The sequence below is a fragment of the Rhodococcus baikonurensis genome, assembly GCF_040489275.1.
Taxonomy (GTDB): domain Bacteria; phylum Actinomycetota; class Actinomycetes; order Mycobacteriales; family Mycobacteriaceae; genus Rhodococcus_F; species Rhodococcus_F baikonurensis.
This window is the reverse complement of sequence record NZ_JBEUOQ010000002.1, coordinates 173106-185635: the sequence shown is the minus strand read 5'-3', so window position 1 is coordinate 185635 and position 12530 is coordinate 173106. Positions and strand designations below refer to the sequence as shown.

15 protein-coding genes are annotated in these 12530 nt (G+C 62.4%); 10 read left to right on the top strand and 5 right to left on the bottom strand.

Annotated elements, in window-relative coordinates; all coding sequences use genetic code 11:
• Positions 1 to 28: 28 nt before the first annotated feature.
• From ABWI03_RS05045 to ABWI03_RS05035, 3 genes are all read left to right on the top strand, one after another.
• The gene (locus ABWI03_RS05045; protein ID WP_298777347.1) at positions 29 to 1945 is read left to right on the top strand and encodes a propionyl-CoA synthetase; all 1917 of its coding nucleotides are present in this window, start codon (positions 29 to 31) and stop codon (positions 1943 to 1945) included.
• Between the two features lie 92 nt (positions 1946 to 2037).
• Entirely contained in the window at positions 2038 to 2883 is an 846-nt protein-coding gene (locus tag ABWI03_RS05040) for a mycofactocin-coupled SDR family oxidoreductase (RefSeq protein ID WP_095971244.1), read from the top strand.
• A gap of 301 nt (positions 2884 to 3184) precedes the next feature.
• Entirely contained in the window at positions 3185 to 3694 is a 510-nt protein-coding gene (locus ABWI03_RS05035) for a hypothetical protein (protein ID WP_235170091.1), read from the top strand.
• Between the two features lie 9 nt (positions 3695 to 3703).
• Here ABWI03_RS05035 and ABWI03_RS05030 read toward each other — a convergent pair whose 3' ends face one another.
• Positions 3704 to 4090, bottom strand: a complete 387-nt coding sequence (locus ABWI03_RS05030) for a DUF1304 domain-containing protein (RefSeq protein WP_003939752.1) — start codon at positions 4088 to 4090, stop codon at positions 3704 to 3706.
• 87 nt (positions 4091 to 4177) lie between these two features.
• Here ABWI03_RS05030 and ABWI03_RS05025 point away from each other — a divergent pair, with 87 nt between their 5' ends.
• Positions 4178 to 4771, top strand: a complete 594-nt coding sequence (locus ABWI03_RS05025; RefSeq protein WP_298777346.1) for a TetR/AcrR family transcriptional regulator — start codon at positions 4178 to 4180, stop codon at positions 4769 to 4771.
• A 46-nt stretch (positions 4772 to 4817) separates the two neighbouring features.
• On the top strand, positions 4818 to 5438 hold the full coding sequence (locus ABWI03_RS05020; RefSeq protein WP_298777345.1) for a GNAT family N-acetyltransferase: 621 nt from the start codon (positions 4818 to 4820) through the stop codon (positions 5436 to 5438).
• Here the strand turns inward: ABWI03_RS05020 and ABWI03_RS05015 are convergent.
• Entirely contained in the window at positions 5396 to 5986 is a 591-nt protein-coding gene (locus tag ABWI03_RS05015) for a TetR/AcrR family transcriptional regulator (protein WP_095971248.1), read from the bottom strand. The genes ABWI03_RS05020 and ABWI03_RS05015 overlap by 43 nt on opposite strands.
• Positions 5987 to 6100: 114 nt before the next feature.
• Here ABWI03_RS05015 and ABWI03_RS05010 point away from each other — a divergent pair, with 114 nt between their 5' ends.
• The 3 genes from ABWI03_RS05010 to ABWI03_RS05000 all read left to right on the top strand — a co-directional run bounded on the left by ABWI03_RS05010 (position 6101) and on the right by ABWI03_RS05000 (position 8473).
• Positions 6101 to 7339 carry an MFS transporter gene (locus ABWI03_RS05010; RefSeq protein ID WP_298777344.1) on the top strand — a complete coding sequence of 413 codons (1239 nt, stop codon included), beginning with the start codon at positions 6101 to 6103 and terminating at the stop codon, positions 7337 to 7339.
• 133 nt (positions 7340 to 7472) lie between these two features.
• The gene (locus tag ABWI03_RS05005) at positions 7473 to 7919 is read left to right on the top strand and encodes a hypothetical protein (protein ID WP_095971250.1); all 447 of its coding nucleotides are present in this window, start codon (positions 7473 to 7475) and stop codon (positions 7917 to 7919) included.
• 185 nt (positions 7920 to 8104) lie between these two features.
• The gene (locus ABWI03_RS05000; protein ID WP_095971251.1) at positions 8105 to 8473 is read left to right on the top strand and encodes a VOC family protein; all 369 of its coding nucleotides are present in this window, start codon (positions 8105 to 8107) and stop codon (positions 8471 to 8473) included.
• 4 nt (positions 8474 to 8477) lie between these two features.
• Here the strand turns inward: ABWI03_RS05000 and ABWI03_RS04995 are convergent, their stop codons facing one another.
• Together ABWI03_RS04995 and ABWI03_RS04990 are read right to left on the bottom strand one after the other, a co-directional pair.
• Positions 8478 to 9824, bottom strand: coding sequence for a cryptochrome/photolyase family protein (locus tag ABWI03_RS04995; RefSeq protein ID WP_298777343.1), 1347 nt, complete (start codon positions 9822 to 9824; stop codon positions 8478 to 8480).
• A 10-nt stretch (positions 9825 to 9834) separates the two neighbouring features.
• Positions 9835 to 10422 carry a TetR/AcrR family transcriptional regulator gene (locus ABWI03_RS04990; protein ID WP_200316379.1) on the bottom strand — a complete coding sequence of 196 codons (588 nt, stop codon included), beginning with the start codon at positions 10420 to 10422 and terminating at the stop codon, positions 9835 to 9837.
• Between the two features lie 76 nt (positions 10423 to 10498).
• Here ABWI03_RS04990 and ABWI03_RS04985 point away from each other — a divergent pair, with 76 nt between their 5' ends.
• On the top strand, positions 10499 to 10876 hold the full coding sequence (locus ABWI03_RS04985; RefSeq protein ID WP_298777342.1) for a DUF952 domain-containing protein: 378 nt from the start codon (positions 10499 to 10501) through the stop codon (positions 10874 to 10876).
• Here the strand turns inward: ABWI03_RS04985 and ABWI03_RS04980 are convergent.
• Positions 10873 to 11862, bottom strand: coding sequence for an ABC transporter permease (locus ABWI03_RS04980; RefSeq protein WP_298777341.1), 990 nt, complete (start codon positions 11860 to 11862; stop codon positions 10873 to 10875). The two genes, ABWI03_RS04985 and ABWI03_RS04980, sit on opposite strands and share 4 nt — an antisense overlap.
• 89 nt (positions 11863 to 11951) lie before the next feature.
• Between ABWI03_RS04980 and ABWI03_RS04975 the strand changes: the two genes are divergently transcribed.
• Entirely contained in the window at positions 11952 to 12527 is a 576-nt protein-coding gene (locus ABWI03_RS04975; RefSeq protein ID WP_353798864.1) for a TetR/AcrR family transcriptional regulator, read from the top strand.
• The last annotated feature ends 3 nt before the right edge of the window (positions 12528 to 12530 follow it).

The following is a 12530-nucleotide window of genomic DNA, read 5'->3' as shown; positions in this document are numbered from 1 at the left end:
AGCGAAGTTCACGAGAGGACACACGTCGATGAGCTCTTCCGAGCAGGCGTCCCACACCACGTATGCCGACGCATACCGCGAGAGCATGGATCAGCCGGAGAAGTTCTGGCTCGACGCTGCGCGTGCCGTCGACTGGGATGTCGCCCCAACGAGGGCTCTCGACGATTCGGCCGCACCGATCTATCGCTGGTTCCCGGATGCTTCGCTGAACACCAGTTTCAATGCACTCGATCGGCATGTGCGCGACGGCCGCGGCGATCAGACCGCGCTGATCTTCGACTCCGCGATGGTCCCAACCAAGGCCACGTACACCTACGCCGAATTGCTCGAGCAGGTCTCACTCTTCGCCGGCGTCTTGAAAGATCAGGGTGTGGTGGCGGGCGACCGCGTGATCATCTACATGCCGATGATCCCCGAGGCTGCGATCGCGATGCTCGCGTGTGCGCGAATCGGCGCGGTGCATTCGGTGGTGTTCGGCGGCTTTGCGGCCAAGGAGCTCGCAACCCGTATCGACGACGCCGGTCCAGTGGTGCTCGTGACGGCGTCCGGCGGCCTCGAACCCGGACGAACAATCGAGTACCTGCCGATGGTCGAGAAGGCTCTGCAACTGTCCGCCACTCCCGCGCACACCGTGATCGTGAAGAATCGCGAGCAGATTCCCGGTGCAGCTTCCGACTACAAGTCAAGTGCCGCAGCCTGGTTCGACTGGGACGAGCTGATCGCCGACGCCACCCCGGCCGACCCGGTGTCGGTCGCCGCGACGGATCCGCTCTACATCCTCTACACCTCGGGAACGACCGGTAAGCCCAAGGGCGTCGTCCGGGACAACGGTGGCCATGCCGTTGCGCTGACGTGGACCATGAAGAATCTGTACGACATCAGCCCAGGACAGGTGTGGTGGACCGCCTCCGACGTCGGCTGGGTGGTCGGCCACTCCTACATCGTCTACGGACCGTTGCTCGCCGGAGCCACGACGGTCATGTACGAAGGCAAGCCCGTCGGCACCCCCGACGCCGGTGCGTTCTGGCGCATCATTTCCGAATACAACGTGTCGGCACTCTTCACCGCTCCGACAGCGATCCGCGCGGTCCGCAAGGCCGACCCGGACGCAAAAGAGCTTGCCAAGTACGACATCTCGTCGCTCGACACACTGTTCGCGGCCGGCGAGCGCTTGGATCCCGACACCTACGAGTGGGCTACTCGGATTCTCGATCGCCCGGTGGTCGATCACTGGTGGCAGACCGAAACCGGTTGGGCCATCTGCGCGAACCTGCGCGGCCTCGAACCGATGGAGATCAAAGCAGGCTCACCCACCGTCGCCTGCCCCGGATACCGCGTCGAAATCGTCGACGGCAAGGGCGAACTCGTGGGTCCGGGCACCGAGGGCAACATCGTGATCGGCCTGCCGCTTCCTCCCGGAACACTCGCCGGACTGTGGCGTGACGAGGACCGGTACGTGAAGTCCTACCTGTCGACTTTCGAAGGGTATTACCTCACCGGCGACTCCGGGTACATCGACGAGGACAACTACGTCTTCGTGCTCGGACGAAGTGACGACGTGATCAACGTTGCCGGACATCGCCTTTCGACCGGAAGCATGGAGGCCGTCGTCGCCGGCCACCCGGCTGTCGCCGAATGCGCGGTCATCGGCATTCACGACGAACTCAAGGGGCAACGGCCGAGCGGTTACGTCGTGCTCAAGTCCGGCGTCGACATCGATCCCGAAACACTCCGACAGGAACTGGTCGCGCGGGTGCGAGACCAGATCGGTGCCGTCGCCACGTTCCGGGACGTCACCGTCGTCGCCGCACTACCGAAGACTCGTTCCGGCAAGATCCTCCGCAAGACCATGCGGCAGATCGCCGACAACGAGGAGTACACGGTCCCGTCGACCATCGAGGACGCGAGCGTATTGGACGAGTTGTCCAAACTCCTTCGCGGATAAGGATTCAGCGAATTCCCCTGTCTGTCTGCCTCCGGACGTAGCAGTATGAACACGTTCCAGTTTCGGCGATTCACACGGGCAGGGGAAGTTCGATGGGCAATTTGGACGGTCAAGTCGCATTCATCACCGGAGCGGCGCGTGGGCAAGGTCGTGCGCACGCCGTCAAACTCGCATCCGAGGGCGCAGACATCATCGCGGTGGACCTGTGCGCGCCGGTCGCCACGGCGGGGTACGACATGGCCACCGAGGCCGACCTCGCCCAGACCGTCGCCCTGGTCGAAGCTCAGGGCCGGCGCATCGTCGCGTCCGTAGCGGACACTCGCGACCTCGATGCCCTGAAATCAGCTGTCGACGCCGGAGTCGACGAGCTCGGCCGACTCGACATCGTGATCGCCAACGCAGGCATCGCGGCGTCGGCAAAGTTGTCCTGGGACCTGAGCGCCGAAGAGTTCCGCGAGCTGATGGACATCAACGTCACGGGCGTGTGGTTGACGACCAAGGTGTCGATTCCGCACATCATGAACGGCAATCGAGGTGGATCGATCGTGTTGATCAGCTCGATGGCCGGGCTTCGAGGTGTGCCGGGTATCGCACACTATTCCGCGTCGAAGCACGCCGTTCGAGGGTTGGCGAAGTCTCTGGCCAACGAACTCGGCTGGGCGGACATTCGGGTCAACTCCGTACACCCGGGCAATGTGCGAACGACGATGATCGACAACGAACCGATGGTTCGTGCGTTCCGTCCGGACTTGGAGAATCCTGTCCTTGCCGATACCGCTCCGATCATGTCGAAGCTGAATCTGCTGCCCCACCCGTGGGTCGATCCCGAAGTGATTGCGGATGCGGTGTTCTATCTCGTAGGGCCGGCCGGGCGCGGGATCACCGGCATCGCGTTGCCGATCGATCTCGGTACCTCGGAAAAATTCGCCGGCGGCTGAGGGCCCGAATTGATGCAGAATTGCCTCTGCCGGATGGGTCTCGAGCACCATCCGGCAGAGGCAATTCCGGCTTGATCAAGCCTTCGTAGCAACAGAACAAGTAGTCGACAACCTCATAGGCGCTCCTCGTCTGGCGTGGGAAAAACCGTTGTGGGATGCGCAACAAACCCAAGACCCAGAGTAGAAGCATTTCGCCGCAAACGCGCGTCATTCCGCACTATTTTTTTGGATTCGGGCATACTGGACAACGCTCCCACCACGTATTATGGACCCGAGTTCACACTTACAGGGGGTAGGCACAGTGACGGTCAAATACGCCGCAACGGACCCGATTCACGGAAAAGTCGAGATCTCGTTCGACGTCGACACGGGGGTCGTCGACGTCCGAAACGGCAACTCACATGCTCTGTTGACGCGTCGAGTCGATTCCCCGCGCCGCGAAGGCACTCCCATCGGAACGCGCGCCGCCGCAGACTTGTTCTTCACTGTCGGTGGTGACGAAGTCGAACTCACTGTCGGCAAAGGGTTTCTGTCCCGTCGCTCGTACTCCGTCACGGCACTCGTCGACGGCGTGAGTTTGAACTTCGCTCCAGTCGACGACGCGAACAGTGCCTTCACCCGCGACGGTGTACGGATCGGGCACTTCTCCAAGAACGAGGAATCCGATCCCAGACAGACCGACGCAGTCTGGTCGAGCACTCCGAGCACAGACGAACTCGTCATCGGTTACGCCCTGGCCGAGGCCTTCGATTGCGGAGCACTCAACGGAGCTTTCGCTCTGATCGAATCACTGGTGCTCGGCGGCGGATAGAGGCCCCGCTCAGAGCAGGTGGATTACCAGCAGAACTACGGCAATAGCTGGGAAAAGCATCTGCACGACGGCTGCGCGGGCTTTGTCGGGAGACGAGAGAATCAGCACCAACCCCGCGGCAACCATCGATCCTGTGCCTGCCAGGACGAGGGCAATTCCGACCGACGCGGAACCGGTCGCCGCAATCACGATGCCGACCGCCGACACGATCGCCAGGAAAAGGTTGTAAAAGCCCTGGTTGAAGGCGAGCGGCTGCGTGGTGATCGCCTCTTCCTCGGACTTCACGCCGAACGTGGCGCGGGTCTTCGGGGCCGTCCAGAGGATCGATTCGAGGACGAAAATGTATACGTGCACTGCTGCGGCAAGTCCCGCGAAGATGTAGCCGGCGACGTTCATCGGTGAGCTCCTGTTGCTTCGAGTAAATTCTGTATCGTTCAGTCCAATATATACTGGACCGAACGATACAGAAAGAGCGAGGCTTTGATGGGCAGATCACAAGAATTCGACACAACAGCCGTGGTCGCTGCCGCCTTGGACGTGTTCTGGGCACGAGGGTACGAAGGCGCATCCCTCGGAGACCTCGAATCCGCGACGGGGCTGAGTCGGTCAAGTCTCTACAACTCGTTCACCAACAAGCGCGGATTGTTCGACGCCGCCGTGCAGATGTACCTCGAACATGTCATCCGGCCACGTCTGCGCAGCCTCACGACAAATCCCGGGGCAGACGCCGTCGACGACTACCTTTCCTCGCTTGCGCACGCGATCGGCACCATGACCGCCGACTCACCTCGGCGCGGTTGCCTACTTCTCAATACGGCTGCCGGACTCGGCGCGCACGACGATGCGGTGGCAGCCGTGATTCGCGCGTATCGGCAAGAACTTGCCGTTGCGATTCGCAGTTGCCTACAAGCCGCCTTTCCGAACGAGACGGACGCCGCACTGGAGGATCGCACTCGAATCCTTCTCTCCTGCACGGTAAGCGCGCTGGTCCTCGCGCGAGTTGACACCGAAGAGGCGATCGCAACCCTGGAATCTGCGCATCGACTGAACGCAGAGTGGCAGAGCCGGAACATGTAGCTCGCGTCGTTACCCACAATCGAACGGGTAGGCAATGATGCTTCACATGCCCACGTTGACTACGCCTGCGATCGCCAGTGGCTGTCTCGGAGGGATGGACCAACCCTCGATCCACGTCGGGACTTCGGCGATTCTCCGGCCGTGGACCTACGACGACGCCCCGGCTGTCGTGGAAGCCTTTCGGGATCCGTCGATTCAGCGTTGGCACGTCCGCCGCGCCGACTCGATCGACGAAGCACGGAATTGGCTCACCCAGTGGCGAGACGGGTGGGCAAGCGAATCCGAATGCCATTGGGCGATTGCCGCCCCCGAGACGAATGAACTCCTCGGCCGAATCGCGGCAAAGGGGGTGAATTTATGGGACGGCACTGCTGAGCTCGCATATTGGATGACTCCAGCGGCGCGCGGCCGCGGACTCTGCACCCAGGCTGTAACCACACTGTCCGATTGGGCGTTCCGCGATGCCGGGTTTCACCGCCTGGAACTCGAACACTCGATCCACAACCCACGATCGTGCCGGGTCGCGACCAAAGCAGGGTTCAGCGAAGAAGGTGTTCGACGAGGCTCCGCCAGGCATGCCGACGGCTGGCACGACATGCACGTCCACGCCCGCCTACGCAGCGATCAACCTTCGGCAACGACCCGCGCCGCGAGAGCAAGTGTCTGATCCACCAATTCCGCAACGCGCTGCGGCGCGACCGGTTCGAGGTCGAACAGAATTCGGTAGACGATCGGCGCCACCACGTGGTCCACTACCGAATCACCATCCACGCCGGCCGCTTCCGGCCAACGCGCGAGGATCACGTCGATCTGCGTCCGACAGAAGAAGGCACACTTGAACTTCTTCGTACCGTCCGGTGCATGCGTCTGATCGTCGCTCATCAACACATCTCGCAGCGACGCGCGACCGACAGGCGCAGACATCTCCTCGAGATACTCTTGCGCCCAAACCGTCAGATCCCCTCGGAGCGAACCCGTTTCACGCGGGTCCGCGTCCGGGCGCAATCTCTCGATCGAGACGTCGGCAAAAACTTCGTTGATGTCTCCCCACCGCCGATAGATGGTCGACGGGGTCACACCCGCATCGGTCGCGATCATCGGCACCGTGATCTCTGCTCGATCACGCTGTTCCAACAACTTGCGCGCCGACGCATGCACTGCCTGTTGGATACGCGCACTGCGGCCACCGGGGCGCGGACCTGCGGACGGACTCATAAAACCAATACTAACGCAAAGATGTTGCATTAGGCTACGGCCAGGCGTAGCGTCCCAAACGCAAAGTATTTGCGTTTGAAGTCTTCACCACCCGCACGGGAAGCGCCTACGACAATGACAACGACCGTTTCACCACCGACCGAGAGCACTTCGCGCCCACGCTTGGGGCGAGGCGTCGCTTTCACTCTCATCGCCGTCATCATCGCCACGTTCCTGGGTGCCTCCGCGACCCCGACGCCGCTGTACGAGCACTATCAACAGTTGTGGGGATTCTCCTCGCTCGCGTCGACGCTCGTGTTCGGCATCTACGCTCTCGCATTACTCGCCACGCTCTTGACCGCCGGATCCTTGTCCGATCACATCGGCAGGCGCCCGGTCCTGCTCGGAGCGCTCGCCTTGGAGGCGGTCTCGCTCGCCCTGTTCGCCTCGGCCGACGGTTTGACCGTTCTGCTGATCGCCCGCGTCGTGCAGGGTGTTGCCACCGGCGCTGCAATCAGTGCTTTGGGTTCTGCGTTGATCGACCTCGAACGCACTCCGGGCCGCGGATCGATCATCAACAGCGTTGCCCCGACTGTGGGGCTTGCCGTCGGAGCCGTGGGTTCGAGTCTCATCAGCGAGCACCTGCCCAGGCCAACCAGCACTGTCTACCTGGTCCTTCTCGTGCTTGTCATTCTCGAGATCTTCGGAATATGGGCAACTCCCGAGACTTCGGGTGGTCGGCCCGGAGCCTGGCAGTCCCTGCGCCCCACACTGGCCGTTCCTCGTCAGGCGCGCACGATGATTGCCCTGACCGCGCCGTGCCTGATCGCGGTGTGGGCACTGGGCGGGTTCTACCTCTCACTCGGACCTGCATTGGCGCGCAACGCACTTGAGGTTCACAGCTCGCTCATCGGCGCCGTCATGGTCGCAACACTGACGGGATTCGGCGCCGCAGCGGTGCTCACCTTCCGTAAACTCGGTGGCCGAACCGTGATGCTGATCGGAACCACAGCCTTGGTACTCGGGGTGGCCGTCACACTCGTCGGGGCTGAAATATCCTCTGCAGTCTTCATTCTGGCCGGCACGGCAATTGCCGGTATCGGCTTCGGAGCGGGATTCCAGGGAACCATCCTCACCGTCATGCCACTAGCCGCCAACCACGAACGCGCAGGATTGTTGTCCACCGTTTACGTCATCGCATACTTGGCCAACAGCCTTCCGGCACTGCTGGCCGGCTACCTGGTCGGCAAGGTCGGACTGGTGGATACGACGCGTGGCTACGGCGCACTCGTCATGGTGCTCGCGGCCGCCGCGCTGATCGGATTGCTGGTCACCGGCGAGCGGAAGGGTACGACTACCTCCGTGCCGGAGTAGGTGTCCCCCGATCGGTGGACACACCGTTCGTCCTGCACAGGGTCCGGAGAGTGGACAGACGGCATCGATCTGCTCCGACATAGTTGTCTTCGAGACAGACAACCGAACGCCCACCCGGACAAGGACACCGACGATGACGAACCCCCGCTACGTAGTTGCCGCAATCACAGCTCTGGCCGCCGGCGCCCTCACCTTGGGATTGAGCGGAATCGCCAGTGCCGGAACTCTTCCCACAACGGGCAACACCATCACGATGACGATCAGCAACGACACCGAACAGACGATTCGTCTCGAAGGTGCCGACAATCCCTACGGACAGTGGATGCAGAGCCCACGCCAGTCGCTCGCACCCCACGAGACCGAGATCGTCACCGCGTACAACGAGGATCCGCGAGGCCTGACGGTCGACGTCGTCTATTCCACTCCCGGCGGCGGACAAGCCGTCTTCATGGCCAACGACTATCCGCAGTTCGACACCGACGGAACTCGAACCACGGACGCTGATCGCTACTTCATCTCGAGCTACATCGACGGCTTCTACCCGAACCTGAGCGTCGGGTACCACCTCGGTGCGGTGTGACTGCAGCGAAGGTGCGGTGTGACTGCAACGAAGGTGCGTCGTCATAAGAAATCCGTCTGCCTCTCAGACGCACTTGTTCTTGGACATTCGTCCGGCGCGCGGGGATTGTTGAACGCAGCCCCGCACGACCAGGCACACGCCCCGCTGCCGGTGGCCCGAAAATCAACGGGAGAGGGAAAACCACAGTGCGACTACCCAACCAGTTTCTGATCTACGTCAGCGATGCCGCCTCCGCAGCAGCGTTCTACGGCGAATTGTTCGACGCGAAGCCTGAGGTCCTCAGCCCTCGGTACATGACCTTCGACCTCGGCGGCGGTGTGGTCCTTGCACTGTGGAGCGGCAAGTCCCGCGACCTCGATCCCGCGACACCGCGCAATTTCGAAGTCGGCATCTTGGTCGACGGCGGGAGCAGCGAAATACGCGCGATCCACGACGAGTGGGTAGCCAAGGGCGTCGAGGTCGTCGAGGAGCCGAATGAAGATGTCTTCGGTCTGACATTCGTCATTTCAGATCTGGACGGGAACCGCCTCCGCGTAGCGCCCGCAGATCACTGAGCACTCAACCCTTGATCTCGCCGTATCTACGGAGGGCTTCCTCACGCTCTTGCGCATGGTCGACGATCGGATCCGGGTAGTCGACCGGGCGCATCGCCTTCAGCGAGTGGACCGCTTTCCCGGGAACATCGCGGAGTTCGGGAACCCACCGGCGGACGTATGTGCCGTCGGGATCGAACTTCTCCCCCTGCGTGATCGGGTTGAAGACGCGGAAGAACGGCGAAGCGTCCGTGCCAGACCCGGCAGTCCACTGCCATCCGTGCTGATTGGAGGCCAAGTCACCGTCCACCAGTTGCGACATGAAGAACCGTGCGCCGCGCCACCACGGAATGTGCAGGTCCTTCACCAGGAAAGACGCGACGATCATTCGCACCCGATTGTGCATCCAGTTCTCGGCTGCGAGTTGCCGCATGCCGGCATCGACGATCGGGAAGCCGGTCTTGCCCTCACACCAGGCTTTGAAAGCGGAGTCTGCGTCGGCTCCGCCATCGTGACGTATGCGGTCGAACTTGTCGTCATAGTTTTTCCGGGCGCTGTCCGGTCGTTGAAACAGGATGTCTGCGTAGAAGTCTCGCCAAGCCAGTTGGCGACGGTAAGCCTGCGCACCGTCGCCGAGCCGCTGGGAGAGATCTGCCAACATCGTTCGCGGATGGATCGTGCCGTACTTGAGCGGAATCGACATCCGGCTCGTGGTGTCGAGGTCGGGTCGATTTCGTTCGTCGTCGTACCGGTCAAGATCGTTCTCGCAGTATTCTTTCCACTGCTCGAGGGCACCGGCCTCACCGACGAAATCGCACACGGTTGCGGATGGCGCGGGGATACTCACTCGGCGCGGGCCACCGTCCTTGTCGCTCGGATCGAACCAACGGACGGTCTGCGCGTCGGTCGACGCGGGGCCTCGCCATCCGTGTTCCATCCACTGACGGAAGTACGGCGTGAACACCTTGTACGGATCACCGTCGGCCTTGGTGACACGCCCGGGCGCTACGGCATACGGAGATCCCGTGGCGATCAACTCCACCTTCTCGGCCACCGCCGCGTCTCGCCGTCGGCCGTAGGGTCCGTAGTCAGCACTGATGTGAACTTCTTCGGCGCCAACGGATTTCGCCACGCGAGGTACCACGTCTGCCGGATCACCTCGAACAACCATCAGGTTTCCGTCGAGTTGGTGATCGAGCGCCGTCAAGTTCGCGAATAGTTGATCCTGCCGCGGTGAGCCTGCCGGTCCGAGCAGTTTGTCGTCGAGAACGAACAAACCCAACGTCTGTCCGCCGCCATCCGACGCTGCACTCAGCGTGGGAAGGTCACCTACCCTCAGATCGCGTCGAAACCAGACCACAGAGTTGCTCACCCCGTCGAGCCTACCGATCAGATCCCAGAACGCACCCCACCGCACGAGCCGCAAGTTGCGCAGCTCTTTCGGGTGTCGGAGCGCAGGCGAGCCCGAGCAGTCGCCGTCGGTGCTCCTCCCCGAGCAGCAATGTGTACAACTGATCCGCGCACAGCGCAGCCTTCCGGCCGTGCCGATCGAGCAATATCTTCTCCAGAAAGGCAATCGACTTCGCCGGGCCGGATTCGTAGAACGCGGCGGCCAGTTCAGGGAACTGTAGAGCCTCGCCGATCATCATGCGGTGCAGCGCAATCGAGTTGTCGCTGTGCAGGGCGATCACGATGTCCACTGCGGCGGCGAGCAGGTCCGACTGGTCGCCACCGGCGTTCTCGACATACGCGTGCTGACGCGCAACAGCAGCAGCGAAGACCGCGGATTTGTCGCCGAAATAGCTGTACACGGTGCGCTTGGCGACGCCTGCCGCCGTGGCAATGGCGTCGATGGTCGTTCGCGCGAACCCGACTTCCCGAAACGAGTCGACCGCGACGTCGAGAATCTCGTTGCGTCGATCAGCTCGCTCGGCGTCGCTGGTTCTCCCACGTCTGCGCGGTTGCTCCATCAAGTCCCCTGTTACCGTGCCGGCAAATTAATGCTACGTTGACGTTTCATTATTTCGAACACTACAGGAGCACTGCATGACCGGACAACGACTCGTCCACGTCGCCATCGCCGACGACTGGGAAGCGTGCAAGCGTTTCGGTGAGTACGAGGTCTCGACGCGCGGAATCAGTTACGACGAGGCTGGATTCATTCGCGCAACCAAGCCCGACGCACTCCCTTCGGTGCTCGATCTGGTGTTCGGCGACCTCACCTTGCCGCTGATCGTCGCCGTCATCGACGAGGACGCTCTGACCGCCGCAGGCATCGACGTCGAATGGGAGGCAGGAAAGGCCCGAATCCTCCGACCACTACCGATGGACGAGGAAACAGTGGTCGCCGAACTGGCCGTGGAACGCGTTGACGGGGCCTGGCCGATTCCCGACCTGACCCCGTACGCAAACCACGCCGGCTAGACCAGCGCAGCCTCGGGTTCGACCACGGGAGTCGACGCCTTCTTCCGGCCGGCGGCGACACACAGCGCGATCCCGACCGCAATCCAGCACGCCAACACCAGAAGTGGCGTGGCGGCGCCATGGCCGTCGAAGAACGCCGTCGAACGGACGGATGCCCCTGCGGCGCCAGGTGGGAGCAACTGCCCCAACGCACCCCAACCTGCAGGCAACCACGCCGCAGTTGTCGCCATCCCCGAGAGCGGGTTTCCGATGAACATCATCGTGACCGCTCCCAACGCGAATCCCTTCATCCCGAGCAGGGATTCGAGCCCCAGAATGGGAAGTGAGATGGCCGACATGCCCAGGGTGAGCGCGAGCGCGGTGAGCAGGTAGTTTCCGTCGAGACTGTTGGTGCCGAACTGCAGAATGGCAGTCAGTGCAAAACCCGCGACAACCGCGACGCCGCCTGCACCGAGCACTCGCTTGACGATGCTGCGCGGAAACAGTTGCACGAGAACAACAGCAGGCATGATTCCACCGAACACCAGAGGCAATGCCAATGCCGTGAGTCCCGCACCGGTCGGGTCGTCCGCCGTCAGCGGCACAACGTCTTCGACGGGCACCTTCGCCCCTGAACTCTCCGCGAGCCCACTGGCCACACCGGTCAAGGTTTGAGCGATCGGGGTTCCGCCGGCGGTCGCGATCAACACGTGAGGGCCGGTGGCATCAACGGCGATTCCGCCGACCACGTCGCGATTCCGAATCGCATCACGTAGGGCATCCGCGTCGGCGAAGTCTCGAGTATCGAAGGCGCCCGGTTTACTCGCCTCGAGCGAGGCACTGATCTGGGTAGTGGCCTGAACCGGACCGGTGATGCCCAACTTCAGTTCGTGCGGGCCACTGTTGATCGAGGGCAACACGAAGGCGAGCAGCATCAACCCGATCACAGCGGACAAGCCCAACACCACAGCCACCAACTTCTTCCGGTCCTGCGCTTCGACGTTCATAACCCACCTCCCTAAGTGGAAGGTTTTCCTCCACTATTTGTGGAAGATATTCCTCCGGTTATGATGAACTGTCAATACCGGAGGTGAATGTGCGAGCCGATGCACGTGAACGCAGGAACGCAATAGTCGACGCCGCACGCGCGGTGTTCACCGAGCGTGGGCACGACGCGCCCCTCGACGCGGTCGCGGAACTCGCGAAAGTGGGCATCGCCACGCTCTATCGGAACTTTCCGACCCGCGAGGACCTCGTGACCGCCGTCGCCGTCGCAACACTGACCGATGTCCGCGAGGCTGCCGACGTCGCACTCACTGCGATGCCCACCGATCCGACGAGTGCGTGGCACACGCTGGTGGCCCGACTCGTGGAACTGCGCCTGGGCGCACTCATTCCCGCGCTGGTGGAACGTAGTTTCACCGAGTTGGCGCCTGAAGTTCTGGCCGTGCGCGAGGTGACGAAAGCGAAGATGACCGCGACGATCGGCGCCGCTCAGAGCGCCGGGCTGGTCCGCCCCGATCTGCAACCCCTCGAATTTGTCATGGCTCTGGCCAAACTGACGCGCCCGCAAATCGAATTGTCGGACGAGGCCATGCCGAACCTGGTCCCGCGGTTGGTCGCGGTGTTCATGGCCGGTCTGCGTCCGGACGGTACCGACTTGCCGGTCTGATCG

Excerpts from the sequence above, each read along its gene's own strand:
- ABWI03_RS04990 (WP_200316379.1), bottom strand. The coding sequence starts at position 10,422 with ATGGAGCAACCGCGCAGACGTGGGAGAACCAGCGACGCCGAGCGAGCT.
- ABWI03_RS05025 (WP_298777346.1), top strand. The coding sequence starts at position 4,178 with ATGGGCAGATCACAAGAATTCGACACAACAGCCGTGGTCGCTGCCGCC.
- ABWI03_RS05010 (WP_298777344.1), top strand. The coding sequence starts at position 6,101 with ATGACAACGACCGTTTCACCACCGACCGAGAGCACTTCGCGCCCACGC.
- ABWI03_RS05005 (WP_095971250.1), top strand. The coding sequence starts at position 7,473 with ATGACGAACCCCCGCTACGTAGTTGCCGCAATCACAGCTCTGGCCGCC.
- ABWI03_RS05045 (WP_298777347.1), top strand. The coding sequence starts at position 29 with ATGAGCTCTTCCGAGCAGGCGTCCCACACCACGTATGCCGACGCATAC.
- ABWI03_RS05030 (WP_003939752.1), bottom strand. The coding sequence starts at position 4,090 with ATGAACGTCGCCGGCTACATCTTCGCGGGACTTGCCGCAGCAGTGCAC.
- ABWI03_RS05015 (WP_095971248.1), bottom strand. The coding sequence starts at position 5,986 with ATGAGTCCGTCCGCAGGTCCGCGCCCCGGTGGCCGCAGTGCGCGTATC.
- ABWI03_RS05020 (WP_298777345.1), top strand. The coding sequence starts at position 4,818 with ATGCCCACGTTGACTACGCCTGCGATCGCCAGTGGCTGTCTCGGAGGG.
- ABWI03_RS05040 (WP_095971244.1), top strand. The coding sequence starts at position 2,038 with ATGGGCAATTTGGACGGTCAAGTCGCATTCATCACCGGAGCGGCGCGT.
- ABWI03_RS04985 (WP_298777342.1), top strand. The coding sequence starts at position 10,499 with ATGACCGGACAACGACTCGTCCACGTCGCCATCGCCGACGACTGGGAA.
- ABWI03_RS04980 (WP_298777341.1), bottom strand. The coding sequence starts at position 11,862 with ATGAACGTCGAAGCGCAGGACCGGAAGAAGTTGGTGGCTGTGGTGTTG.